The organism is Streptomyces sp. LX-29 (genome assembly GCF_029541745.1).
Lineage (GTDB): Bacteria > Actinomycetota > Actinomycetes > Streptomycetales > Streptomycetaceae > Streptomyces.
The window spans coordinates 922,485-948,507 of the sequence record NZ_CP089746.1; the positions used below are offsets into that span (position 1 = coordinate 922,485).

The following is a 26,023-nucleotide window of genomic DNA, read 5'->3' on the forward strand; positions in this document are numbered from 1 at the left end:
ATGTCGGTGCCCCGTGCTATCCAGGTTCGTATGACGGAGACGACCCACCGCGACTACTCGGAACTGCTGTGCGACATCGACGAGTTCGCCGGTCGCCTGGACCCGCGGGAGCGGCTCGCCGCCCTCTACGGCCTGATCGCCCCGCTGCTGGATCGCGCGGAGCGGGAGGACGAGGAGATCAGCGACGAACCCGCGTTGTCGAGCGCGGGGGTGGTGCGGGCGCTCCGCGCGGCGGCCGCCGGGGAGCCGACCGACGCCGACGCGCTCTATGAGGCACTGATCATTTTGGGCCTGGCGTTCTCCGAGGATCAGGACCGGGAGCGGGGCCTGGTGGCCCAGTCGGCGTTCGCGGCGGCGGGTTGGCTACGCCTGCGGACCGGACGGGACCTGCGTGCGGGCGACCTCGCGGACGACGAGGATCCGGTCCCGGCGTACGCTCCGTCGCCGTTCACGCGGATCGTCGACGTCCTGGCCTGGACTCGATCGGGGCAGCTGTACGCGTTCTGGGAGGACGCCCCCGCCCATCCCGAGCTGTGCGACCTGCCGGCCGCGACCCGCGAGCTGAGGGCGATACGCCGGGAGATCGCCGGCTGAGGCGGTCGGCGGCGGCTAGCCGCGCGGGAAGAGGGAGCGGTAGGAGACGGGGAAGTCGAAGTAGGTGTCGGGGAAGGGCTCGGGCTTGTAGGTGAAGTGCCACCACTCCTCGGGCAGGTTCACGAAGCCCTGCCGCTCCAGGGTGCTTTTGAGCAGCGTCCGGTGGGCGCGCTGCTCGCCCTGGACGCGCGGGTCGTCGGTGTGCGCGAGGGTGTCGAAGCAGTCGTAGCCGGTGCCGGTGTCCACGGAGTTGTCGGGGAACCGCTCGGCGCGCGGGGCGTGGCAGGGGCGGAGCGGTTCGCCGGGGATGTACGGCCGGGTGGGCTTGGCCGGGAGCCTCACGAGGGTGAGGTCGACCGTGGAGCCACGGCTGTGCCCCGACTTCTCCGCGATGTAGCCGTCCAGGAACAACCTCGACTTGTCGACCCGCGGATAGAACTCCGCCTTCATGCGCTGGTCGTCCAGGTCCTTCGCCCAGCGCACGAAGTGGTCGACGGCGCGTTGCGGGCGGTAGCAGTCGTAGACCTTGAGGGAGTAGCCGCGGCGCAGCAGCTCGCGCTGCGCCCGGTGCAGCGCCTCGGCGGCGGGGCGGGTGAGGATGCACACCGGCTGTCGGTAGCCGTCCACCGGCACCCCCATGAAGTTGTGCGGGGTGACGTACCTGATGTCCTGGAGGATGGTCGGGTCGGTGGACCGCAGGGCCACGAACCCGTCGGGGGCCTTCGGCTCCGACTCGGCCCGGCCCGGGGCGGTGGCTGCGGAAGGCACGGAAGGTGCAGAAGGTGAGGACCCCGCCGACGCCGCGGAGCGCGAGGGCACCGCCGACGCCGCCGACGGGACAGCCGTCACGGTGGTGAGGGCCGTGACGGCCGTGGCGCAGAGGGCGGCGCCCGCGACGGTCAGGCCGCGGAGCCGGTACGGCCGAGAGGAGAGCCGGATGGACAGCCAGGAGGAGGGTCGTCTCATGACCCCTTCCCTACCCAACGAGCCGAACGGTTGACCGGCTGCTACGGCCGCCGGCTGCCGCCGCCGGCTTGACCGGCGCCGTCGGGCGACGGTGGCACCGACGGGGCCCTACGGGCGACGGCGGGAGGGGTGACCGGTCGATCGGAGCCACCCCCGTGAGCCCCGGTCAACCGGTCACGCTCATGTGGACGCACGAGGCCCGTCGCTGGTTGCCCCCTGTTCGCTCCTCGCCGGCCTTCGTACACTCGTCATCTTCTGACGGCTCGTCAGACGACGGGAGGTCCACTGTGCCGAAGGGGCGGAAGCCGGTGGTGCCGGGGTGGTTCGCCGAGGACGCGACGGGCTTCCGGCTGCTGGGGACGCGATGCCGGCGGTGCGCGGCGGTCTTCTTCCCGCGCGAGGACGCCTTCTGCCGTAACCCGGACTGCGGGGCCGCGGCGCCGGAGGAGGTGCCGCTCTCCCGGCGAGGGCGGGTGTGGTCGTACACCGACGGGCGCTACCGACCGCCCGCGCCGTACCCGTGGCAGGCCGGCCGGCCCTGGGAGCCGTACACGCTGCTCGCGGTGGAGCTGGCCGCCGAGGGGATGGTGGTCCTCGGTCAGGGGGTGCCGGGGCTGGAGACGGGCCGACTGTCCGTCGGCATGGAGGTGGAGCTCGTCCCCGGCGTCCTCCGCGAGGACGCCGACCACGACTGGACCACCTGGCACTGGCGTCCGACGCGTGAGCCGCGTCCGCCGACGCGGCCGCGGACCCGGACGCAGGCCGGAGGCGAGCCGCGGGCCGGAGGCGAGGCGCGGGCCGGAGGCGAGGCGCGGGCCGAGGGGCCCGTCGAGCCGCCCGTCGCGCCGCGGGCGGACGACCTCCTCCGGACCGCCCCGGCGGCCACGCCCACCCCGCCGCGCCCGGACGGGGAGACCGAGCCCGGGACGGGCGCACGGGCCGCGCCCGAGGAGGGCGCACGGAGCGGGTCCGAGGAGAGCTCACGGAGCCGGCCTGCGGCAGGCATACGGATCGGATCCGAGGAGGGCGTGGGAAGCACTCGGGGGCGGGTCGGCGACGCCGACGGGGCCGACCGGGCCGACCGGGCCGACCGGGCTGACGGCCGCGGGGAGGTCGTGGTGCTCGGTGTCGGCATGCACCCCTGGGGCAAGTGGGGGCGGCCGTTCGCCGAGTACGGCGTCGTGGCGGCGCGGGCGGCGCTCGCCGACGCCGGACTCGACTGGTCCGCCATCCCGTCCGTCATCGGTGCGCAGACCGTGCGCGGCGGCTATCCCGGACACGTGGCGGGCGCCACCTTCGCGCGAGCGCTGGGCTGGCAGGGGGCACGGGTCGCCAGTGTGTACGCGGCCTGCGCCTCCGGCGCCCAGGCCATCGCCGCCGCCAGCGCGCAGTTGCTGTCCGGGCTGGCCGACGTGGTGCTGGTGGTCGGCGCGGACGCCGCGCCCAAGGGCTTCTTCGCACCCGCCGGAGGGGATCGCCCCGAGGACCCGGACTGGCTGCGCTTCCGGATCCTCGGCGCGACCAACCCGGCCTACTTCGCGCTCTACGCGCGGCGGCGGATGGCCGTGTACGGCGATACGCCGGCGGACTTCGCACGCGTCAAGGTCAAGAACGCGGCCGCGGGGGCGACCAACCCCTACGCGCGCTACCGCCGGCGCGTGACCGCTGAGGAGGTCGCCGGCTCCCCCGTCGTCGCCGACCCGCTGCGGCTGCTGGACGTCTGCGCCACCTCCGACGGGGCCGCGGCGCTGGTGCTGGCCACCGCGGACTTCGCCCGGAGGCACGGCGTGGCACGCCCGGTCCGTATCCGCGCGGTCTCCACCGTCACCCCGCGCTATCCGCGTACCGAGCTCGACCTGCCGGACCTCGCCACCGACTCGACCACGGCCACGACCCCCGCCGGTCCGCCGCCCGACGCCCCGGCGGTGGCCCCTGCCCTCGCGCCCGCGCGGGCCGGCGCCGCGCCCACGCCCCCCGTTGCCATGGGCGCGGGGCCCGACAGCGGGGCCGTGGAGTCCGTCCGCTCGTCCGCGCGGTCGCCGGAGGGCTTCCGGGCCTCCCTCGTCCGGGCCGCCTACGAAGAGGCCGGTCTGGGCCCCGAGGACCTGTCGCTGGCGGAGGTCTACGACCTCTCCACCGCCCTGGAACTGGAGTGGTACGAGGCCCTGGGGCTGTGTGCCCCGGGCGAGGGCGCGCGGCTGCTGCACAGCGGCGCGACGGCCCTGGGCGGCCGCGTCCCGGTCAACACCAGTGGGGGGCTGGCCTCCTTCGGGGAGGCGGTGCCCGCCCAGGCCATCGCCCAGGTCTGCGAGCTCACCCGACAGCTGCGGGGCGCGGCGGGCGAACGGCAGGTGGCCGGCGCCCGGGTCGGGCTCAGCGCGTGTCAGGGGCTGTTCGGCCACGGCGCGGCGGTCGTCGTGGCGGTCTAGCGCGGCACCCACGGCCTGCCGGGAGCCGTGGGCGCCCGGGGGACGGCCGACGTGGGGGGGCATCGCGGTCCCGGGCGGAGCGGGCGAGAGGAGGGCGCAGCCCCGCCCGCGCGGTGGCCGCGCGCGGGGTACGCGACACGCTCCGGCGAACGCTCCCGTGCGCACCGCCGGCGCTGCGGAAAGCCGCGTGAACTCCGCGTGAACCCTCTCCCGTGACCGGCCGTGAGAGGCCATCCTGCTTCCGTGCGCTCCTGGACGGAAGATCTTCGCTTCGCCTACCAGCCCGTCGTGAACCTCACGACAGCGTCGGTCACCGCGCTGGAGATCCTCGCCCGGCCGGAGTCCGGGGACGTCCTCGCCCGAGCACGCCGGGACCCGGAGCTGGACGCCGAACTCGCCGCGCTGGCGGTGCGCGCCGCGGCCCGGCAGGAGACGCTGCTGCCGCTCCATGTGAACGTCTTCGCGACGACCGTCGCCGAACTGCCCCGACTGCGGCCGTTGAGCCAGGCCGTGGAGGAGACCGGGCGCCGACCCTGGGAGATCACGCTCGACGTCGGTCCGCCCTTCACCCCGGTCCCGGCCGAGGAGTTGCTGGCGGCCGTGCGGGGGCTGCGTGCCGCCGGCTACCGCATCAGCGCCGACGGCGTCGGCGACGGCGACCTGCCGTTGCGGCTGCTCACCGGGCTCGCCCCGGACCTGGTCAAGCTCGACCCCTCGGTCATCGCCGGGCTGCCCCGGGATCCCGGGTGCCGCGCCGTCGTCGCCGCGGTGCGGCGGCTGTGCGACGGCTTCGGCGGACTGCTCGCGGCGGAGGGGGTGGAGACCGAACGGCAGTACGCCGCCGTCCGCGACGCGGGCGCGCAGCTCGCCCAGGGCGACCTCTTCGCACCCCCGGCGCGCCGTCCCGTCACCGATGTCTTCCAGCCGGCCGTCCCCACCCGCGTGGCGGCCGTGCCCGACCCCGCCGGGCCGCGCATCGCGCAGTTCGTCCAGCCCGCCGCGCTGCTCCCGCTGACCGCGTCGGCGGGGCAGGTGCACGCACTGCTCACCGGCTCGCCCGGCATCTCCAGCGTGGTGCTCGTCGACCCCGACGGGCAGCCGACGCGCGCGGTGCACCGTGACCGCTTCCTGTTGTCCCTGTCCAGCAGGTACGGCCACGCGCTCTACGCCGACCGGCCCGCCACCCGGCTGGCCGACTCGCCCCGAACGGTGCCGCTGCACGCCACGGCCTGGGAGGTCCTCGACGTCGTGGCCGCCGATGAACGGGCCCGCACCGGCGACGACGTGGCGGTGGTCGACCCGGCGGGCCACTGCGTGGGCGTGGTGCACCTCGCCGACATCGTGCGGGCGCTGGCCGAATCCCGGGTCGAGGAGGCGGTGCGGCTCAATCCGCTGACCCGGCTGCCCGGTTCGGACACCGTCAACGCGGAGGTCGACCGGCGCATCGCGGACGGTCACGGCTTCGCGCTGAGCTGGCTGGACGTGGACGGCTTCAAACAGGTCAACGACGGGGCCGGGTTCGCCGCCGGGGACGAGCTCATCCGGGCCGTGGGACGTGCCCTCAGCGAGGCCGCGGCCGGTCACCGCGCGGCCCGGGTCGGCCACATCGGCGGGGACGACTTCCTGGTGCTGACGGACACCTCGGGTTTCGAGGGCCCGGACCGGACCGAACAGACCGACCGGGCTGAACAGACCGATCGCGTCGACCGGGCCGACCGGACCGAACAGACCGATCGCGTCGATGGGACCGGCCGGGCCGACCGGGCCGACGTGTCTGACGTGCCTGCCGAGACGGCAACCCGTGCCCGCGCGAACGGCGACGCGCACGCCGACGGCGACCTGCCCACGCGGCCCGGCGCGTACGGCGGTGTCGGTGGGCTCGCCGCCATCGCCGCGCGGGTGCTGGACGGGCCCTGGTCGGCCGGCGGGCTCCCGGTCACCCTGTCCCTCGCCACCCTGGTGTGCCCGCCGGGGAGCGTGGCGGACCATCATGAGGCCGCGGCCTGCCTGGCCCCGCTGAAGAAGAGCGCCAAGTCGCTGACCGGTACGAGCTGGGTCCTGGCACGCCCCGGCTCGTCCCGTCAGGAGGTGCGGCGCGGGCCGGCCGGCGGCGTACCCGGTCCGAGCACCACCCCGTCCCCGACGACCACCCCCGCCGCGCCTTCGGTCGCCTCCCCCGCCCCCTCGGCCGCCACCTCCCCGTCCGCCTCCGCCACCTCCCTGTTCCCCTCCGCCACGTCCCCGTCCGCCTTCGCCGCGTTCCCACCTGCCCCCGGCACGCCACAGGACCCCGGCCCGCCACAGGACCGCAGGGACGCCGCTCCGGTGGTGCCGGTTCCGGCCGTCGAGCCCGCCGAGCGCCTTGAACGGACCGGGGCCGTCAGGCCGACGGGGCCGAGCCGTCCGACGGACGCGCCGTGCCGGGCCCACGCGCCCGGTTGAGACGGGACGCTCGACCGGTCCCGTGAGACGGAGACGCCGGTTTGCCGTCGACGTCCTTGACGCCCCCACACCGCCGGACAACACTTCTCGGTTGTCAGTCGGCATCGCCGCGCGCGGGCCCGTCCGTGCCGCCGGCGGTCATTCGGCCGTCCTCCTCTCACCGGCGACCCCGTGGCCCGCGCACGCTCGCACACGACCAGCACGGAGCGCCGGGACGACGCACCCGGGCGAAGGTCCAAGGAGCCGTCATGAGCCAGTCCACGCGCACGGGTCGGACCGCCGGCCACGTCGCCGCGATCGACCAGGGCACCACCTCGAGCCGCTGCATCATCTTCGACCGGGACGGCGGGATCGTCGCCGTCGACCAGCGTGAGCACCGCCAGATCTTCCCCAAGCCGGGCTGGGTGGAGCACGACGCCACCGAGATCTGGTCCAAGGTGCGGGCCGTGGTGGCCGGCGCGCTGGCGAAGGCGGGGCTGCGGGCCGACGAGCTGGCCGCGCTGGGCATCACCAACCAGCGGGAGACGACCGTCCTGTGGGACCGGTCGACGGGCAAGCCGGTGCACAACGCGATCGTCTGGCAGGACACCCGTACCGCGGCGCTCTGCGCGGAGCTAGCGGGCCGGGACGGTCAGGACCGCTTCCGGGAGGCCACCGGGCTGCCGCTGGCGAGCTACTTCTCCGGCCCGAAGATCGCCTGGCTGCTGGAGCACGTGCCGGGGCTGCGACGCCGCGCCGAACTGGGCGAGATCGCCTTCGGCACCATCGACTCCTGGTTGATCTGGAACCTCACCGGGGGTCCCGACGGCGGGGTGCACGTCACCGACGTGACCAACGCCGGCCGCACCCTGCTGATGGACCTGGAGACCCTCCAGTGGGACGCCTCGATCCTCGCCGCCCTGCACATCCCGGAGACCGTGCTCCCGGAGATCCGGTCCTCCGCCGAGGTGTACGGCACGGCGGTGGGGCCGCTCGCCGGCGTGCCGGTGGCCGCCGCGCTCGGCGACCAGCAGGCCGCCGTCTTCGGGCAGACCTGCTACGGGGTCGGCGAGGCCAAGAACACCTATGGCACCGGCAGTTTCCTGTTGCTGAACACCGGCAAGCGGCCGGTCCCCTCCACCCACGGGCTGCTGACCACCCTGGGCTACCAGCTCGACGGCGACGCCCCCGTGTACTGCCTGGAGGGTTCGATCGCGATCACGGGGGCGCTGGTGCAGTGGTTCCGCGACCAGTTGGGCATCATCCGGTCCGCCGACGAGATCGAGTCGCTCGCGGCGAGCGTGGACGACAACGGCGGCGCGTACGTCGTCCCGGCGTTCTCCGGGCTCTTCGCCCCGTACTGGCGCGCGGACGCGCGGGGCGTGATCACCGGGCTGACGCGGTACGTCACCAGGGCGCATCTGGCGCGGGCCGTACTGGAGGCCACCAGTTGGCAGACGCGCGAGGTCGTCGACGCGATGTACGAGGACTCCGGGGTGCGGATCACCTCGCTGAAGGTCGACGGCGGCATGACCGCCAACGGGCTGTTGATGCAGCATCAGGCCGATGTGCTGGGTGTACCGGTGATCCGTCCGGTGGTCGCCGAGACCACTTGTCTCGGCGCCGCGTACGCGGCCGGACTGGCCACCGGCGTCTGGCGGGACCTCGACGAGCTCCGGTCGCACTGGCGGCGCGCGGCGGAGTGGACGCCGCGGATGCCGGCCGAGGCGCGTGAGCGGGAGTACCGCAACTGGCGCCGGGCGGTGGAGCGGTCCTTCGGCTGGCAGGAGGAAGGGGCGTGACCGTGGGCGGCCGCGCGCCCGCGTAGGACCGCGGCCCGTACCCCGGACGGCGGGGTACGGGCCGTGTGACCCCCGGACGGCGATCCCTGCCGGGTTGCCGGCCCGGACGGCGAACTGAGCCTCGTGGCCGGTGTGACGCCCGGACGGCGATCCCAGCCCGTGGCCGGCGCGACACCGAACGGCATCCCGGCCCGTGGCCGGCGCGACGTTTCCGCGGCGCGGCGCCGCGCGGTCAGCGCCTCGTCGCGGACACCATCATGGCGTGCTCGACCACCGATATGAGCACCTCCTTGACCGACTCCCGCGCGCGGGCGTCGCACATGACGACCGGGGTGACCGGGTCGAGGTCCAGCGCGTCGCGCACCGCCTGCTCGGGGTAGCGGTCGGCGCCCTCGAAGCAGTTGACGGCGACCGTGAACGCGATGCCGCGCCGCTCGAAGTAGTCGACGGCGGCGAAGCAGTCCTCCAGGCGTCGGGTGTCCGCCAGGACCACCGCGCCCAGGGCACCGGTCGCCAGCTCGTCCCACAGGAACCAGAAACGATCCTGCCCGGGCGTGCCGAAGAGGTAGAGGACGAGGTCCTCGCGCAGCGTGATGCGCCCGAAGTCCATGGCGACGGTGGTGGTGCGCTTGCCCTCCACCCCGACGGTGTCGTCGAAGGGGCGGCTCGCCTCGGTGAGCAGCTCCTCCGTGCGCAGCGGCTTGATCTCGCTCACCGCGCCCACCAGGGTCGTCTTCCCGGCCCCGAACCCACCCGCCACCAGGATCTTCAGCGTGACCGGTTCGACGACCGGAGCACGGCCCGCCCAGTCAGAGTGCCCGTAGACCATTGATCACCTCGCGCAGAATCCTCTCGTCCGGCAGTTCCGCCGGAGGAACGGGCCGGGACACGCGCACCAGCTCCGCGTGTAACAGATCGCCGATGAGCACGCGGACCACCCCGACGGGCAGGTCGAGCTCGGCGGCCAGTTCGGCGACGGACAGGGGGGTGTCCCGGCTGAGATCGACGATGTCGATGTGCTCCGGGGACAGGGTCTGGTCGGCGACGGACCGGGTGTCCACCCGGTCCGCGACGACGACGGCGATCAGGTCGAGCTTGCCCTCCGCGGCACTGCGGGTGCGGCCCCGCGTCATCGCGTACGGCCGCACCACCGGTCCCGCCGCGTCGTCGAACCAGCCCTCCGCGGTCTCCGTCATGTCACCTCGTCATCCGCCGGCGCGGGTGGGCGTGCCCAGGTGCGCCCCCACCCGCTTGACCAGCAGCGTCATCTCGTATGCGACCTGTCCGACGTCGGAGTCGGCGTCGGCCAGCACGGCCAGACAACTGCCGTCGCCCGCGGCCGTGACGAACAGGAAGGCGTCGTCGAGCTCGACGATGGTCTGCCGGACCCGGCCGACGTCGAAGTGCCGGCCGACGCCCTTGGCCAGGCTGTGGAAGCCCGACGCGACGGCGGCCAGGTGCTCACCGTCCTCCCGGGACAGGTCGCGCGAGCCGCCGGTGGGCAGCCCGTCGCCGGACAGCACCAGCGCCTTGCGGATGCTGCCCACGCGCCCGACCAGCTCGTCGAGCAACCAGTTCAACTCGCCCGTCGCCGCCGGTGTGTTGCGTGCCGCTGCGTTCGGTGCGGTCATCGACCGTCCCCCTCGTAGTTCGTTCCAGGTGCCGTCTGATCCCGGCCGCCGGGTCTGGCGGCGGTGTCCCGGCTACCGCCGGGTGTCGCCCCCTGCCGGCGTCCGCGCTGCCAGCCCCGTTGGAGCGAGGCCATGGTGGCCCGCGCCTGTTCCGCATCGCGTTCGGGATCGGTCTCGGCAGGGTATCGCTCCGCCTCGGTCCGTGTGGCGGGGGCGTTCTTCAACTGCGGTGCGAGGTTGGCCTGTCGTATCCGCCGGGGCAGCCCCTCCGGCGTCCTGCGCGGGAGGGCCAGGGTGGACTCGTCCGGCAGGGTGGGGTGGTCCGGCCGCGGACGGACCGGCTCCGGTGCCGCGGGGCGCCCGGCGCCCGGGCCCTGGCGCGGCACCGACGGGCCGGAGGCCGGCGGGGCGGGCTGGCCCGCGTGCGGATCCCAGCCGCGCTGTCGGGGCAGCGGGACGGGGTCGTGGCCGGCAGGGTCGTGGCCGGTGTCCGACGCCCCGGGGTGCGCTCCGGACCAGCCGGCGTCGCCGGCTGCGCCGCCGCCGTGGCCGTAGCCGCCCTGGGCCCCCTGGGGGCCGTTCGGGAGTCCGGCGCCGCCTCCGTGGGCCGCGCGGGGTGCGTTCCCGGGCGCCCCGGCGCCCTGGTCGGGCGCGCCGACCCCGCGGGCGTCGGCGCCGCGGGCGTCGCCGTCCCGGTGGTCGATGCCGCGGGCGTCGACGCCGCCGTTCCCCGGGGCGTCCTCGGCCGGGCCGCGGGCGTGGCGGCCGACGGGTCGGCCGTGGTCGGAGACCAGGACCGGCGGCACACGGCGCGGCAGGGGCGGCGCGGGCTCGGCGGGCCCGCCGGAGCCCGAACCCTCGGGCGAGGGGCGACGCTCGGCGGCGGGCGCCTGGACGGATCGCATCGGCGGGGTGGACGAGGCGGACGGCGGCGGGAGCTCGGGCGACAGGGGCCGCGCCGGGGGCGAGGACTGCGCCGGGGGCATGCCGGTCAGGCCGCGGCTGCGGAACAGGCCGCCCTCCTCCTCGTCGTCCTCCAGGTCCGCCGGATCGGGTGCGCCGTGCGCCCCGGGGAGCGGGTGCGGCCGGGCCGCCAGGTCGAACCGGGAGGCCGGCGCCCCCCGCTCGGCCGGCCCGTCCGCGTCCCACCCGTCCAGCCGCGCGGGGGTGGGCGCCGCCCGGTCCGGGCGGCCGGCGGGGTCGTCGACGCTCTGCAGCCCGATGGACGCGGCGCTGCCGCCCGACGCCCCGGCCAGGGCCTCGAAGATGCCGCCGTCGTCGGGCGTCGGGCCCTCCTCGCCGTCGCCGTCCGGATCGGTGCCGGTCAGCAGCGTGGCCGGGATGAGCACGACCGCGGTGGTGCCCCCGTACGGGGACGGCTGGAGCGAGACCCGTACGCCCTGCCGCTGGGCCAGCCGGCTGACCACGAACAGTCCGAGCCGGTCGGTGTCGGAGAGCTCGAAGTCGGGGGTCTCGGCGAGTCGCAGATTGGCCTCCAGCAGCGCGTCGCCCGCCATGCCGAGGCCCCGGTCGTGGATCTCCAGGGTGAAGCCGTTGGCGACGCGCTCGCCGTGGACCTGCACGACGGTGTGCGGCGGGGAGAACACGGTGGCGTTCTCCAGGAGTTCGGCGATGAGGTGGGTGAGGTCGGCGACGGCGGGGCCGTTGACGGCCAGCCGCGGCAGCCGGCGCACCTCGATGCGCTCGTAGTCCTCGACCTCGGCGACGGCGGCGCGCACCACGTCCATCAGCTGGATGGGTTTGCGCCACTGTCGGGAGGGGGCCGCTCCGGAGAGGATGACCAGCCCCTCGGCGTGCCGCCGCATGCGGGTGGTCATGTGGTCCAGGCGGAACAGGTCGGCGAGCTCGTCGGTGTCCTCGGTGCGCCGCTCCATCTCGTCCAGCAGCGTCAGCTGGCGGTGCAGCAGCACCTGGCTGCGGCGGGCGAGGTTGACGAAGACCTCGGAGACGCCGTGGCGCATGTCGGCCTGTTTGACGGCGGCCTCGACCGCCGCCCGCTGCAGGGTGTTGAGGGCCTGGCCGACCTGACCCATCTCGTCCGAGCCGTACTCCAGGCGGGGCGCCTCGGTCTCCACGTCGACCTGCTCGCCGGCCCCGAGCCTGCGCATGACGCTGGGCAGTCGGACACTGGCCACCTCGTGGGCGTCCTTGCGCAGCCGGTTCAGGTCGCGGACCAGGTTACGGCCGATGCGGACCGAGACGAAGATCGAGGCGACCAGGGCGAGGAAGCCGGCGATGCCGGCGATACCGGCCTGGAGCAGCACGCTCTCGGCCTCCGGCTCGACGCGGTCCTTGAAGCGGTCGGTGGCCTCGCTGTTGAGCCGGTCGTAGTCGTCCAGCACCGGCTTGGCGGCGGCCTCCCAGCGATCCTGGTCCATGACCTTCAGCACGCGCGAGGCGCCGCCGGTGAGGATCTTGTCCTCGGCGATGCGCAGCGCCTCGGGGGCGGCCGTGTTGCGCCGGTAGTCCTGGAAGACCTTCTGTTCCGAGACCGGCAGGATCGGCATGTTGGTGGCGTAGAGCAGATTGCGCTCGGCGATGAGGTCGGAGATCGCCCGCATGTCGCGCCCGGTCATCTTCTTGGCGGTGAGGGCGCCCATGAACAGCGCGTCCTCGCGGGAGAGGGCCTCGCGGGCGCGGATCATGGCGACCAGGGCGCGCCCCTGCTTGTCCAGGTCGGCATCGGGCACCGAGTGCAGCGAGCTGCGGAAGGTGTAGCAGAGGTCGACCAGCTTGTTGTACGCGTCGTACGCGGCCAGGCTGGTGATGGTACGGTCCTCGACCTTGCGGCGCAGGGTGTCCAGGCCGTCGGCGCCTTCGAGGATCGCGGCGAGCTGGGCCCTGGACTCGCCACTCATCTTGTCGCGGATGTCGCCGTCGGAGGCGTTGGCGCGCAGCTTGACCATGACCTGGTTGGTCTCCCGCTGCCGCGCGTGCAGCACCGGGAGCGCGTCGGCCTGCTCGGGGTCCGCGAGCCGGATGAGCGTCTGGCGGCGCTCCTTCTGGAGGGCGTGCACCGCGTCCTCGACGGGATAGCCCACGTCGTCGACGATGTCCGCGGCGTCCAGCAGTTGCATCGCCTCGCGGCCGGTGATCACTGTGGCGAAGGCCCACAGGGCCGTCAGCGAGACGAGCGGCACCAGCAACAGCGCCACGATCTTCCGGCGGATGGACTTCCCGCGAAAGCGCATGGCCTCCCCAACGTCAACCCCGAAACACGGGTGTGCAGTTCCGACAACAAGCGGCGTGAGCCTACTACCGGTAATTGACCAACTCGAAGGCTGTGTCCGGTTCATGACGGACCGTAGACTTCGCGCTTGATCACCAAGTGTCCGGGGATTCTCCGACTTACCCCCTGCGATTCCCGGGGTCGGTGGCCGGTTCCTGCGCGTTTCGCGCAGCCCACTTCTGGCCGGAATTCCCCTCCCTCCGGGAACCTTCCGCCCCTGAAGTTCGTGCCTCCGGGAGGGAGACTGTGGGGAATAGGACCCATGTCCCGCCTTGTGCGGCGGCGGGAACGGGGTGGGCCCGAGCGGCCACAGGAAGGGGTACGGAGGCCATGGGCAAGGATCGCGACATCCCAGGGGAGGTTCCGGCCGACGTCGCGGTGGGCAGGCTCCGGCCATTGTGGGTCGAGGAACCCGCCCGCCGGCGGCGGCTGGCGGACCCGGTGCGTACGGCGGCGGTCCGCGCGGTCGTCATCATCGCGGTGACGCTGGTGCAGGCGATGATCGCGGCGCTGTGCACCCTCGCGGGGGCGTGGCTCGCCTTCCCGGCGGTGCTGTTGACGGTGGCCGGCACGATCGCTTCCACCTGGGGCGTGTTGGACGTGTGGGTCACCCGCCAGGTGTGGAACCAGCGCCACGGCGTGGAGTCCCGGCCCAGCAGCACGGCGCGGGCGCGGCGGCGCGAGCGCCGTCGGCAGCGCGCCGCGGAGCGGGCCGCCGCGCGGGCGGCCAGGCGCAGAGCGACCGCCCGCGCGGAGTGGCCGGAGGCGGCCGCGGTCACGGATCGCGCAGGGGAGCGCCGGCACGTGTCGAACCCGCGCCAGGAGACCGACCGGAGCCTTACCACGACCTCTTGACGCGCATCAGGCACGGCTCCAGAGTTATCGACCGTCGCCTTTCTCCTTCGCATTCCGACCCGCCGGCCGGCGACGCAAGCTCCCTTATAACGCCTTATAAGGAGTGAGCCATGCCGCATGAAGTCCGCGTCGTCATCATCGGTGCCGGGATCGTCGGCTGCTCGCTGGCCGACGAACTGACCGCCCGCGGCTGGCGCGACGTCACGGTCCTGGAGCAGGGGCCGCTGCCCCGGCCCGGTGACGGCGCCTCGCTCGCCCCCGGCGGCTCCACCTCGCACGCCCCCGGCCTCGTCTTCCAGACCAACGTCTCCAAGACGCTCACCGAGTTCGCCGCGTACACCGTGCGCAAGCTCTCCTCGCTGACCGTGGGCGGGCTGCCGGCCTTCCACCGGGTCGGCGGTCTGGAGGTGGCCACCACCGAGGAGCGCTGGGCGGATCTGCACCGCAAGGCGGGGCTCGCCGCGTCCTGGGGCGTACGGGGTGAGCTGGTCGACCCCGAGCGGTGCGCCGCGTTGTGGCCGCTGCTCGACGCCGGGGAGGTGCTCGGCGGCTTCCACACGCCGGACGACGGGCTGGCCCGGGTCCAGGCCGCGGCCTTCGCCCAACGGGCGCGGGCCGTCGGACGCGGCGCCCGGTTCCTGGGCCGGCACCCCGTCACCGGGATCGCGCAGCGCGGCGGCCGGGTCACCGGGGTCCACACCGACCGGGGCGACCTCCCCGCCGACATCGTGGTCTGCGCGGCCGGCCTCTGGGGGCCGGTGATCGGCGCGATGGCCGGGGTGGGCGTGCCGCTGCTGCCGCTGGCGCACCAGTACGCGAAGACCGCCCCGCTGCCCGCGCTGCGCGGGGTGCACGACCCGCGGGTCGAGGCCCGCCGGCCCATCCTGCGCCACCAGGACCGCGACCTGTACTTCCGCGAGCACGTCGACCGGCTCGGCATCGGCTCCTACGCCCACCGGCCCATGCCGGTGGACCCCTTCGCCCTCCCCCGGTACGGGGAGGGTGACGCGTCCGCCACCGCGCCCTCCGTGCTGCCCTTCACCCCGGAGGACTTCGGGCCGAGCTGGGAGGAGAGCGTCCGGCTGCTGCCGGGCCTGCGCGACAGCGAGGTCGCCGAGGGGTTCAACGGCGTGTTCTCCTTCACCCCCGACGGTCTGCCGCTGCTCGGCGAGTCGCGCGAGCTGCGCGGTTTCTGGCTGGCCGAGGCGGTGTGGATCACCCACTCGGCGGGCGTCGCGAAGGCCGTCGCCGAGTGGTTGACCGACGGCCGGCCGGGGACCGACGTCCACGAGCTGGACCTGCACCGCTTCGAGGGCGTCCAGCGCTCTCCCGCGTATGTCGCCGAACGCGCCACCCAGAGCTTCATCGAGGTCTACGACGTCATCCACCCGCTCCAGCCGATGGAGCGGCCCCGCCCGCTGCGGGTCAGCCCCTTCCACGCCCGCCAGCGGGAGCTGGGCGGGTACTTCCTGGAGGCGGCGGGCTGGGAGCGGCCGCAGTGGTACGAGGCGAACGCGCCGCTCGCCAAGGGCGTCGAGCCGCCCGCGCGGGACGCGTGGGCGGCCCGCCACTGGTCGCCGATCTGCGCCGCGGAGGCGCGGGCGACGCGCGAGCGGGTGGCGCTGTACGACATGACGTCGCTGAAGCGGCTGGCGGTCACCGGTCCCGGCGCGCTCGACTTCCTCCAGCGCATGACCACCAACCAGCTGGCGAAGCCGCCCGGTTCGGTGACCTACACGCTGCTGCTGGACGCCGCCGGGGGCGTGCGCAGCGACCTGACCGTCGCCCGGCTCGGCGAGGACCGCTTCCAGGTGGGCTGCAACGGCGAGGCCGACCTGGACTGGCTGCTGCGGCACGCGCCCGAGGACGTCTCGGTCCGCGACATCACCCCGGGCACCTGCTGCATCGGGGTGTGGGGGCCGCTCGCCCGCGATCTGATCGCCCCGCTGACCCGCGACGACTTCTCGCACGGGGGCTTCGGCTACTTCACCGCCAAGCGGGCGCACATCGGGCACGTCCCGGTGACGGCGCTGCGGCTGAGTTACGTCGGCGAGCTGGGGTGGGAGCTGTACGCCGACGCCGACCTGGGGCTGCGGCTGTGGGACACGCTGTGGGAGGCGGGGCAGCGGCACGGCGTGGTCGCCGCCGGCCGCGGCGCCTTCAACAGCCTGCGGCTGGAGAAGGGCTACCGCGCCTGGGGCCGGGACCTGACCGCCGAACACACCCCGTACGAGGCCGGGCTGGGCTTCGCGGTCCGGATGGGCAAGGGCGACTTCACGGGCCGCTCGGCGCTCGCGGCGCTCGGCGGGCCGCCGGCCGCGCGTCGGACCCTGGCCTGCCTCACGCTCGACGACCCCGCGGCGATCGTGCTGGGCAAGGAGCCGGTGTACGTGGGCGGCACGGCCGTGGGCCATGTGACCAGCGCGGAGTACGGGTACACGATCGGCCGGACGATCGCCTACGCCTGGCTGCCCGCGCGGGCGGCGGTGCCCGGCAGCGCCGTCCACCTCGAGTACTTCGGCGAGAAGGTGCCGGCGACGGTGGCCGCCGAGCCGCTGTTCGACCCGCGCGGTGCGCGCATGCGCCGCTGACCTCGGCGGCCCCGACGCACGACGTTCGATCCGGCACCTCCCGGCCCCGCCCCGCGCGGGGCGCGTTCGGATACGCCACCGACCCTGGAGGCCAGCTTGTCCCCCACCTATGACGTGATCGTGCTCGGTCTGGGCGGCATGGGCGGTGCCGCCGCCTACCACCTCGCCGCGCGGGGCGCCCGGGTGTTGGGGCTGGAGCGGTTCGGCCCGGTGCACCGGCACGGCTCCAGCCACGGCGGTTCCCGGATCATCCGCCAGGCGTACTTCGAGGACCCGGCGTATGTGCCGCTGTTGCTGCGCTCCTACGAGCTGTTCGAGCGGCTGGAGCGGGACACCGGGCGCGAGGTGGCCACGCTGTGCGGCGGGGTGATGGCCGGCAGGCCGGACAGCCGGACCGTGGCGGGCAGCCTGCGCTCCGCCCGCCGCTGGGACCTGCCGCACGAGGTGTTGGACGCCAAGGAGATCCGCCGCCGCTTCCCCACCATGGCCCCGGCCGACGACGAGGTGGCGCTCTACGAGGAGCGGGCCGGCCTGGTGCGGCCGGAGCAGACGGTGGCGGCCCACGTCCAGCTCGCGCTGCGGCACGGGGCCGAGCTGCGCTTCCAGGAGCCGGTGACCCGCTGGGAGGCGCTGCCCGGCCACCGGGGGGTGCGCGTGCACACCGCCGAGAACAGCTACACCGCGGGCCATCTGGTGGTCTGCCCGGGCGCCTGGGCTCCCCGGCTGCTGGCCGGGCTGGGTCTGCCGATCACCGTCGAGCGGCAGGTCATGTACTGGTTCCAGCCCGAGGGCGGCGTGGCTCCCTTCGAGCCCGGACGCCACCCCGTCTACATCTGGGAGGACGCGGACGGGGTGCAGATCTACGGATTCCCGGCGATCGACGGCCCGCGCGGGGGCGCGAAGGTGGCCTTCTTCCGCAAGGGCGGCACCCCGTGCACCCCGGAGACCATCGACCGCGCGGTGCACGACCACGAGGTGGCGGCCATGGCCGCCCAGGTGGGCCGCCCGCTGCCCACCCTGCCCGGCACCTTCCTCAAGGCCGCCACCTGCATGTACAGCACCACCCCCGACGAGCACTTCGGGATCGGCCCGCACCCGGAACACCCCGGTTCCACCACGGTCGCCTGCGGCTTCTCCGGGCACGGGTTCAAGTTCGTACCGGTGGTCGGGGAGATCCTCGCCGACCTGGCGCTGGACGGCGCGACGGCGCACCCCATCGAGCTCTTCGATCCGCGGCGGCCCGTCGCCGCGCCCGCCTGACGAAGGTGGTCCGTCATGACACAGGCTCCGGAATCCCCCAGTCTGCTGGCCACGCTCCCCGGCCACTGGTACACCGATCCCGTCGTCTTCGAGCGGGAACAGGCCGACGTCTTCGAGGCGTTGTGGTTCTGTGCGGCGCGCGGGGCGGAGCTGGACCGGGCGGGTGCCTTCCGTACCGTCGCGGTGGGCCGCGAGAGCGTGCTGATCGTCCGGCACCGGGACGGCGGGCTGCGCGCCTTTCTCAACGTGTGCCGGCACCGCGGGGCCCGGCTGTGCGTCGAAGAGGCCGGGGCGGTGCGCGGCAGCCTGCGCTGCCCGTATCACGCCTGGACCTACGACCTGGACGGGCGGCTGATCGCGGCGCCCAACCTGCGGAAGATGCCGGACATCGACCGCGAGGAGCGCGGGCTGGTGCGGGTGCGGCTGCGCGAGTGGCTGGGCTACGCCTGGGTGTGCCTGGCGGCCGAGCCGCCCTCCTTCGAGGAGACGGTGGTCGGGGCGGTCACCGAGCGGCTCGGGGACCCCGAGGCGATCGCTCGCTACGGCGTCGAGTCGCTGGCCCTGGGGCGTCGGATCCGCTATGAGGTGCGGGCCAATTGGAAGTTGATCGTCGAGAACTTCATGGAGTGCTACCACTGCGCGGCGATCCACCCCGAGCTGACCCGGGTGCTGCCGGAGTTCGCGGAGGGCTTCGCGGCCCAGTACCACGTCGGGCACGGCGCCGCGTTCGCCTCGGGCGCGCGGGGCTTCACCGTCGACGGCGGCCCGGGCTTCGGCCGGCTCGCCGGCGTCGCCGACGAGCAGGACCGCCGCTACTTCGCGGCCACCATCCGGCCGCAGGTCCTTCTGAACCTGGTGCCCGACCATGTGATCGTGCTGCGGATGACCCCGCTCGCCGTGGACCGCACGGTGGTGGACTGCGACTGGCTCTACGCCCCGGAGGTCGTCGCCTCGGGGCGGGACCTGACGGCGTCGGTGGAGCTGTTCCACCGGGTCAACGCCCAGGACTTCGCGGCCTGCGAGCGCACCCAGCCGGGGATGGGCTCACGGGCCTACCGCGAGGGCGGGGTGCTGGTGCCCAGCGAGCACCACATCCGGGGGTTCCACGCCTGGGTGGCGGGACGGTTGGCGGGGCCGGGCGGCCCGGACGGCGACCGGGCGGGTGCGCGGGGCGACGCGGCGAGGGCGGGCGGCGGTCCGCCGGACGCGGGTGGTGGTCCGCCGGGGGCGGACGGCGGGCCGCCGGGGGCGCGGAGCGGCCCTGCGCGTGCCCAGGGCGGCACGGCGGGTGCGCATGGCTGAGCGGGACGGCGGCACGGGGGACGCGTCGGCCGACGCCTCGCTCGCGGAGTTCGGCTATCGGCCCGAACTCAAGCGCACTCTGGGGAGCTTCCACACCTTCGCGGCCGGCATCAGCTACATCTCCATCCTCACCGGCACCTTCCAGCTCTTCTACTTCGGCTTCGGGCAGGGCGGGGCCGCGTACTGGTGGTCGTGGCCGGTGGTGTTCGCCGGGCAGCTGCTGGTGGCGCTGTGCTTCGCCGAGCTGGCGGCCCGCTACCCGGTGGCGGGGTCGGTCTACAACTGGGCGAAGCGGCTGGGCAACCCGCACGTGGGCTGGCTGGCCGGGTGGATGATGCTGGTCGCCTCGATCGTGTCGCTGGCCGCGGTCGCGCTCGCCTACCAGATGACGCTGCCGCGGATCTCGTCGTCCTTCCAGATCGTCGGAGACGGCGGGGGGCGCTACGACGCGGCCACCAACGCCGTGCTGCTGGCCTCCGTGCTCATCCTCTTCACCACGCTGGTCACCGCCTTCGGGGTGCGGCTGACGGCCCGTATCAACACCGCGGGGGTCTTCGTCGAGCTGATCGCCACCGTGCTGCTGATCGTGCTGCTGGCCGCGCACGCGGTACGCGGACCGGACGTGGTACTGGACACCGGGGGTACCGGCACCGGGCAGGACCTGGGCTATCCGGGCGCCTTCCTGACGGCCGCGCTGGCGTCCGCATACGTCATGTACGGCTTCGACACGGCGGCGTCCCTGGGCGAGGAGTCGCTGGACCCCGCGCGCAACGCGCCACGGGCGATCCTGCGGGCGCTCGTCGCCTCCTTCGTGCTGGGCGGGCTGGTGCTGCTGCTGGCGTTGATGAGCGTGGGCAGCCTGGACGCCGAGGAGCTGTCCTCGGACGGACTGCAGTACATCGTGCTGGACGTGCTGGGCCCGACGGCCGGCAAGGCGATGCTGTGGTGCGTGGCGATCGCGGTGACGGTGTGCGCGCTGGCGGTGCACACCGCGGCCGTCCGGCTGGCGTTCGCGATGGCCCGCGACACCAACCTGCCCGCCGCACCGCAGCTGGCCCGGGTCAGCCCCCGGTTCCGCACGCCGGTGCTGCCGGCGGTGGTGGTCGGGGTGCTGGCGCTCGCCGTGCTGGCGGTCAACATCCGCCAGCCGCAGATCTTCTCGGTGGTCACCAGCATCGGCATCATCATGATCTACCTGGCCTATCTGCTGGTGACCGTGCCGATGCTGGTGGCCAGGGTGCGCGGCCGGTGGCGGGCGGAACCGCCGGGCGAGGGCCACGGGACGGCGGGCGCGCGGCGGTTCACGCTGGGGCGGTACGGCCTGCCGGTCAACGTGCTGGCGGTGGTGTGGGGCGCGGCCATGACCCTGAACCTGGCCTGGCCGCGCTCGGCGGTCTACAACGCCGCGCCCCCGCACCACTGGTACCTGCGCTGGGGCGCGTTCCTCTTCGTCGGCACCGTCGCCCTGGGCGGCTTCGCCTACTACTGGTGCGTCCAGCGGCACCGCACGGGCGTCCTGGCGGAGCACGCCGCCGAGTCCGCCCACGCGGACCGCCGGGACCCGTAGGACGCGTAGGACGCGCACGACGCGTGGGTGCCGGGGGCCGCGTGGGCCCCGGAAGCCGCATGGGCCCGGGGAGCCGCGTGGGTCCCGAGAGTCCGCGGCACCGCCACCGCTAGGAGGCCGGGGCGGCCGGGGCGGCCGGGGCCGCTTCCGGGCGGCGGTACATCCGGGTGGCGGTGATCTGCCCGTGGACCTGCTGCTCGCCGTCGGCCTCCGGGGTCGGCAGGCCGGGGCGCAGATGCTCCTCCACGCTGATGTACTTCAGCCCGGCCCGCAGGTCCGCGTCGTTCCGCAACCGGATGACCAGCGGGAACTCGGCCAGCGCGGTGGTGTCGAAGAGTCCGGTGGTGTAGAGCAGCTGCACGCCCAGCGCGTCGGCGACCGCCCGCTGAAGCTCCAGCAGATAGGTGGCGTTGGCGCGGCCGATGGGGTTGTCGAGGAACAGCGTGCCCGCGTGCCGCTGCTTGTCGCGGCCCCGGTCGTTGCTGCGCAGCGCCGCCATGGTGCAGTACAGCGCGATCGCCGCGGTGAGCAGCTGGCCGCCGGAGAACACGTCGCCCATCTGGCCGACGGGCACCCGCTCGGCCCGCAGCACCGCGTCCGGCTTGAGGATCTCCACCGCCACGCCGCGCGGCTGGAGGGCCGCCTGGACGCCGCGCAGCAGCAGGGTCATGCCGTCGCGACGCAGGTCGGAGTTCTTCTTCACGGCCGAGCGGGTCGCCTCGTCGATGACCTCGCCGAGGCGCTCGGTCAGCGTGGCCTGGTCCGGGTCCTCGAAGCGGATGCGGAGGAACTCCTGCCCGGACCACTCGCCGAGCCCCTCCGGCAGCCGGGACAGCCGCTGCGCGGAGCGCAGGGTGGCCAGGCAGGACTCGACCAGTCCGCGCAGCCGGTCGACGATGCTCTCGCGGTTGCGCTCCAGCTGGGCCAGCTCGTCGGTGAGCACCCGCAGCCGGGGCGCGAACGCCTCCGACCAGGCGCGCGCGTGGTCGGGCAGCGCGGCGGCGGGGAGTTCGCGGATCTGCTGCCGGGCGGGGGTGCGCACCTGCTCGAAGCGGGTGGAGTTGGCGTGCCGCACGAGCACGTCGCTCGCCTCCCGTACGGCCGCCTCCGCCTGGGACAGGTCGCCGGCGCAGCCGCGCAGCGAGCGCCGCGCCTCGGCGGCCGCCTGCCGGGCCTCGGCGAGCGAGCCGGTGTACGGCTCCGGCCGCTCCGCCGCCTCGTCCTCCTGCTGGTGGTCCCGGAGCAGGTCGCGCAGCATGGCCGCGGTCTCGTCGAAGCCGCCGGCCGCGTCCTCGGCCGCGTGGTGGGCGCGCTGCAGCTCGCCGTGGGCGGTGCGGGCGGCCTCCAAGGCGTCGGTACGGGCGGCGAGTGCGCCGTTGGCGGTGCGCAGCAGCTCCTTGGCGCGGTCGGCGTCGCCCGGAACCATGTCCTCGGGGAGCTCGGTGTGCGCCTCCTCGCCGTCGGCGGGGGCCAGCCGCTCGGCCTCGCCGCGCAGTCGACCCAGCTGCTCACTGGCGGTCGAGGCGCGCGACTCCAGCATGTGCACCAGCGACTCGGCGCGCGCGGCCGCCGCCTGCCGGGACGGCCCGTCGGCGCCGTCGGGGCCCTCCAGGAGCTGGGCGGCGCGGGTGCGGACCTTGTTGGTGAGCCGGTCCAACTCGGCCAGCGCGGCGCTCTCGTCGCTCTCCGCGCGGGCCTGCTCGGCGCGCAGGTCGGCGCCGACGCCGACCTTCTCGTACACCTGGGAGGCCGCGCGGTATGCCTCGCGCAGCGCCGGCAGCGAGGCGCTGGGACGCTTCGCCGGCTCCTCGCCGAGATCGTCCGGGGCACCGGCGATCTCGGCACGCTCGGCGCGCAGCGCGCGGGCGGTGCGGTGCGCGTCGTCGGCCGCGCGCTGGGCGGCGCGGCGGTCCTCGTCGGCCGCGCGGGCGCGGTCCACACAGGCCGCCGCCCGCTCCTCGTACTCGGCGGCATCGTCGGCGAGCTCGCGCAACCGCGTCTGCCAGGCGGCGCGCTCCCGCAGCCGGAAGGCGAGGCCGGCCAGAGCGTCGGCCGCGCGGCGGGCCCGCTGGGCGGCCTCCTGCCGTTCGTCGCGCACCCGCGCGGACTCGGCCGCGGCCTCGTCGGCCTCGACCCGGGCGGTACGCGCCACCGTCAGCCGCTGGTGGGCGGCGTCGGCGGCCGCACGGGCGGCCTCGGCGGTCGTGGCCAGTTCGGCGAGCCGGCCCGGCGGGCAGCCCTGCCGCCAGGAGGACAGCCGCGCGGCCAGCGCCCGGTCCCCGCCCAGCCGGGCGGCCAGCGCGCGGATCTCCTCGTCCCGGGCGGTGGCGCGGGCGCGCAGCGCGTGCCGCTCGTCGTCCGCCGCCCGCTCGTCGTGCATCGCCGGGTTCGGCGGCACCAGGAACACCCCGGAGTCCCCCGCCTCCGACCCCGGCACGGGCGCCAGCAGGGCCGCCGCCGTGCCCACCGCCACCGCCGACCGCGGCAGCAGCGACGCCCCGCCGAGCACCTCGCGGGCGCGCGCGTGGGTGTCCGGATCGGTGATGATCACACCGTCCACCAGCTCGGGGCGCGCGGCGAGCACCGCCGCGTGGTCGGCCGGGTCGACGGCCTGGGCGAGGTAACGCCAGCCGGGCAGCGCGGGGATGCCGTGCTCGCCCAGGTACTCCACGGCCGCCAGCACGTCGGCGCTCGGCGGCAGCAGCCCGCCGTCGCCCAGCGCCCCGAGGATCCGCGCGTCGTCCGCCGCGGCGGTGCGCAGCTCGAACAGCTGACGCTCCGCCGACGCCACGCTCTCGTCCAGCAGCTCCCGCAGCGCGTCGGCGTTGCGGTCCAACTCCTCGGCGGTCAGCGGCCCCTCCGCGCGGGGCGGGCCCGCCGGGCGCGGGTCGCGTGAGGCGGAGCCGGCGCGGTGTCCGCCGCTGGCCGCGGCTGCGGTGGCGCCGCCCGCGGGGGCGGCCTGGTCGGCTGCCGTGCCGCCCGCGGGCTCGGCGCCGTCGGCGTCGTCCGGGCAGGCCTCGCCCGGCAGGTCCTGGTCGGCCGGGTGCGTGGCGGAGGCGGTCACGCCGCCGGAAGTGGGCAAGCCCTCGGAGGCGGGCGAGCCGTCGGAGGCGGCGGTCCGCGGGCCGGTGGCCCCGGGGCCGGCCTCGACGGTCGTCGTGGGCTCCTCGCCCGAGCCCGCGTCCTCGACACGGGCGGTGACCTCACCGGGCGGGCGGGCCTCGGCGGGGAGGGCGGCACGCCCCCGAGAACGCTCGGCGGGCGCCTCCGTGAGCTCGGCGGGGGCCGCGTCGGCGGCGGCCCCGTCGACGCGGACGGTGATCCGTCCGCCGGGCCGGGACTCGGCGGCCTGGGGGCGCCGGGAGTCACCCGGCCGCCCCGCGCGGGGGCCCGGGAGCTCGACGGCGACCGGGGCCGCCGCCTGAGGCAGGCCCAACAGCTCGACCAGGCGCTGTTCGGCGCCCAGGGACTCGGCGGCGCGCCGCTCGGCCTCGTGGGCGGTCTCGGCGGCCTGGGCCGCGTCCACGGCGCGGGCCGCGGCGAGTTCGGCGCGGGAGTGCTCGGCCGCGGCCTCGCGGGCCTGCTCGGCACCGAGTCGGGCGGTCTCGCGGGCGCTGTCCCAGGCGGCGACGGCGGTCTTCTCCGCGTCGCTGGCGGCCAGGGCCGCCCGCGCGGGGTCGGCGTCGGGGGCGGAGTCGTCGAGCCAGCCCGCGCGGACCGCCTCCGCGGTCTCCTGGGCGACCTCGGCGAGCCGCTGGCGCAGGTGATCGGCCTCGCTGCGGGCGCGCTGGGCGTCGGTGGCGGCCTGGGTGGCGTCGCGGTGCGCGGCCTCGCCGGTCTGCTGGAGGACCGCGGAGCGCTCCTCCTCCTCGTTGGCGAGCCGCTCGCCGTCCGCTGCGGCGGCGTGCAGGGCGCGCACCAGGTCGGCGGCGGCCTCGGCACGGGCGGCGAGGGCGGGGGCGGCGTCGCGCTCGGCCTCGCGGATGGCGACGGCGACCCGCGCGGAGCGGTCGGCGGCGGCGCGGTGGCGCAGCACGGTCTCGGCGGCCTGCCAGGCGGAGTGCAGGGTGCGGGCGTCGTTGAGCTCGCGGCGCTGCGCGGCGGCGCCCTTCTCCGCCGCGGCCAGCGCCAGCGAGGCGTGGCGGTAGGCGATCTCGGCGGCGATCAGCGAGGCGCGGCCGCGGGACCGCTCGGCCTCGGTGACGGCGTCCGCGGCGGCGGCCACCTGCTCGGCCAACTCGACGGCGCGGCCGCGCTCCTCGGCGCCGCGGGCGGAGAGCCGGCGGGCCAGCGTGCGGGTGCGGCGCTCGGCTCCCGCGTGCACCCCGCGGGCCTCTTCGCGCTGGTCGGCGGCGGTCGCGATACGGGTCAGCAGGTCCAGCGAGCCGGCGGTGAAGTCGCGCTCGGCGGTCAGTTCGGCGCGCCGGCCGAGCTTGTGCGCGAAGCCGTGGACGAGGTCGGCGAGCCCGTCGGTGTCGCGGGTGTCGGTGACCGCGCGGAGCAGCAGGTCGGTGAAGTCGGAGTCGTTCTTGACCGCGAACAGGCCGGCGGCCTCGCCCTCGTCGGCGTTCATCTCACGCTGGTAGCGGAAGAGCTCCGGGTCCAGGCCCAGCTCGCCGAGGTGCTCGTTCCAGCGCTCGTGGATCTCGATCCAGACCACGTCCAGGTGCGGATACGCCTTGCTCGCCTCGGTGATGGCGTCGCGGAAGCCCTTCATGGTGCGGCGGCGGCCGCGGGCGGTGGAGGCGCCCTCGACGGCGGGGCGCACCGCGGCGGACTCGGCGACCGGCAGCGAGTCGAGGCTCAGCCCCGGGCCCGGCCGGAAGGAGTACCAGGCCTCGGCGAACTTCCGCGGGTCGTTCGAGACCTGTCGGCCGCGCCACTCGCTGACCTTGCCGACCACGACCGTCTCGCCGGTGACGGTGTGCTGCCACTCCAGGGCGACGTGCCCGCAGTCGTCGGCGAGGAGGAACTTGCGCAGCACGCCGGAGCTGGCGCCGCCCAGGGTGTTGCGGTGGCCCGGCAGCATCACCGAGAAGATCAGCTTGAGCAGCACGGACTTGCCGCCGCCGTTCTCCAGGAAGAGCACGCCGGCGGGGGCGGGGCGGCGCGGCGGGCCGACCGGCTCCTCCTCGAAGAACTCCGCCTGCGCGGGCGCCGGGCTGGGCACCGGCGCGCCGACTCCGCGAAGGTCCAGCACGGTGTCGGCGTAGCGCGCACCGGCGGGCCCGATGGAGTAGAGGCGGACCCGGGACAGCTCGTACATGGCGGCGGACTCTCGTTGTCGTGGTCGTAACGGGCAATCACTGAACGTGCGGTGTGCCGGGGCGCGGCCCGGCGGTGCCCGCGCGGAGT

The 26,023-nt window shown here is 75.2% G+C and carries 14 protein-coding genes and 2 pseudogenes; 10 read left to right on the plus strand and 6 right to left on the minus strand.

Going from position 1 to position 26,023, the window contains the following annotated elements:
* The first annotated feature begins 30 nt into the window (after window positions 1-30).
* On the plus strand, window positions 31-594 hold the full coding sequence (locus LRS74_RS04080; protein WP_277739686.1) for a hypothetical protein: 564 nt from the start codon (window positions 31-33) through the stop codon (window positions 592-594).
* A gap of 15 nt (window positions 595-609) precedes the next feature.
* On the opposite strand, the gene LRS74_RS04085 is transcribed toward LRS74_RS04080, so the two are convergent.
* Complete coding sequence (locus LRS74_RS04085; protein ID WP_347178094.1) at window positions 610-1,560, minus strand: M15 family metallopeptidase; 951 nt, start codon at window positions 1,558-1,560, stop codon at window positions 610-612.
* A 308-nt stretch (window positions 1,561-1,868) separates the two neighbouring features.
* Between LRS74_RS04085 and LRS74_RS04090 the strand changes: the two are divergent.
* The 4 genes and pseudogenes from LRS74_RS04090 to glpK form a co-directional block, all read left to right on the plus strand.
* Window positions 1,869-2,276, plus strand: a pseudogene (locus LRS74_RS04090) (zinc ribbon domain-containing protein); the annotation flags it as partial.
* Between the two features lie 399 nt (window positions 2,277-2,675).
* Window positions 2,676-3,989 carry a lipid-transfer protein gene (locus LRS74_RS04095; protein ID WP_347178191.1) on the plus strand — a complete coding sequence of 438 codons (1,314 nt, stop codon included), beginning with the start codon at window positions 2,676-2,678 and terminating at the stop codon, window positions 3,987-3,989.
* Between the two features lie 243 nt (window positions 3,990-4,232).
* Window positions 4,233-5,627, plus strand: a pseudogene (locus LRS74_RS04100) (GGDEF domain-containing protein); the annotation flags it as partial.
* 1,052 nt (window positions 5,628-6,679) lie between these two features.
* Entirely contained in the window at window positions 6,680-8,212 is a 1,533-nt protein-coding gene (gene glpK / locus LRS74_RS04105) for a glycerol kinase GlpK (protein WP_277739687.1), read from the plus strand.
* 232 nt (window positions 8,213-8,444) lie between these two features.
* Here glpK and LRS74_RS04110 read toward each other — a convergent pair whose 3' ends face one another.
* The 4 genes from LRS74_RS04110 to LRS74_RS04125 are packed head-to-tail and all read right to left on the minus strand — an operon-like array spanning window position 8,445 to window position 13,055.
* Window positions 8,445-9,041, minus strand: a complete 597-nt coding sequence (locus LRS74_RS04110) for an ATP/GTP-binding protein (protein WP_277739688.1) — start codon at window positions 9,039-9,041, stop codon at window positions 8,445-8,447.
* Window positions 9,022-9,408 carry a DUF742 domain-containing protein gene (locus LRS74_RS04115; protein ID WP_144382674.1) on the minus strand — a complete coding sequence of 129 codons (387 nt, stop codon included), beginning with the start codon at window positions 9,406-9,408 and terminating at the stop codon, window positions 9,022-9,024. Before LRS74_RS04115 ends, LRS74_RS04110 begins: the two co-directional genes overlap by 20 nt.
* A 9-nt stretch (window positions 9,409-9,417) precedes the next feature.
* Window positions 9,418-9,843, minus strand: coding sequence for a roadblock/LC7 domain-containing protein (locus LRS74_RS04120; protein ID WP_144382673.1), 426 nt, complete (start codon window positions 9,841-9,843; stop codon window positions 9,418-9,420).
* Window positions 9,840-13,055, minus strand: a complete 3,216-nt coding sequence (locus tag LRS74_RS04125) for a nitrate- and nitrite sensing domain-containing protein (protein ID WP_277739689.1) — start codon at window positions 13,053-13,055, stop codon at window positions 9,840-9,842. The genes LRS74_RS04120 and LRS74_RS04125 overlap by 4 nt, the downstream gene beginning before the upstream one ends.
* A 368-nt stretch (window positions 13,056-13,423) precedes the next feature.
* Here LRS74_RS04125 and LRS74_RS04130 point away from each other — a divergent pair, with 368 nt between their 5' ends.
* The 5 genes from LRS74_RS04130 (at window position 13,424) to LRS74_RS04150 (ending at window position 20,668) form a co-directional block, all read left to right on the plus strand.
* Complete coding sequence (locus LRS74_RS04130) at window positions 13,424-13,948, plus strand: hypothetical protein (protein ID WP_347178095.1); 525 nt, start codon at window positions 13,424-13,426, stop codon at window positions 13,946-13,948.
* A gap of 110 nt (window positions 13,949-14,058) precedes the next feature.
* Complete coding sequence (locus tag LRS74_RS04135) at window positions 14,059-16,539, plus strand: FAD-dependent oxidoreductase (protein ID WP_277739691.1); 2,481 nt, start codon at window positions 14,059-14,061, stop codon at window positions 16,537-16,539.
* A gap of 96 nt (window positions 16,540-16,635) precedes the next feature.
* A complete protein-coding gene (gene solA / locus LRS74_RS04140; RefSeq protein WP_277739692.1) occupies window positions 16,636-17,799 on the plus strand; it encodes an N-methyl-L-tryptophan oxidase in 1,164 nt (387 codons plus the stop codon).
* A 15-nt stretch (window positions 17,800-17,814) separates the two neighbouring features.
* A complete protein-coding gene (locus LRS74_RS04145; protein WP_277739693.1) occupies window positions 17,815-19,101 on the plus strand; it encodes an aromatic ring-hydroxylating dioxygenase subunit alpha in 1,287 nt (428 codons plus the stop codon).
* On the plus strand, window positions 19,094-20,668 hold the full coding sequence (locus LRS74_RS04150) for an APC family permease (RefSeq protein ID WP_277739694.1): 1,575 nt from the start codon (window positions 19,094-19,096) through the stop codon (window positions 20,666-20,668). The genes LRS74_RS04145 and LRS74_RS04150 overlap by 8 nt, the downstream gene beginning before the upstream one ends.
* Before the next feature lie 109 nt (window positions 20,669-20,777).
* On the opposite strand, the gene LRS74_RS04155 is transcribed toward LRS74_RS04150, so the two are convergent.
* Window positions 20,778-25,934, minus strand: coding sequence for a hypothetical protein (locus LRS74_RS04155; RefSeq protein WP_277739695.1), 5,157 nt, complete (start codon window positions 25,932-25,934; stop codon window positions 20,778-20,780).
* Window positions 25,935-26,023 lie beyond the last annotated feature (89 nt).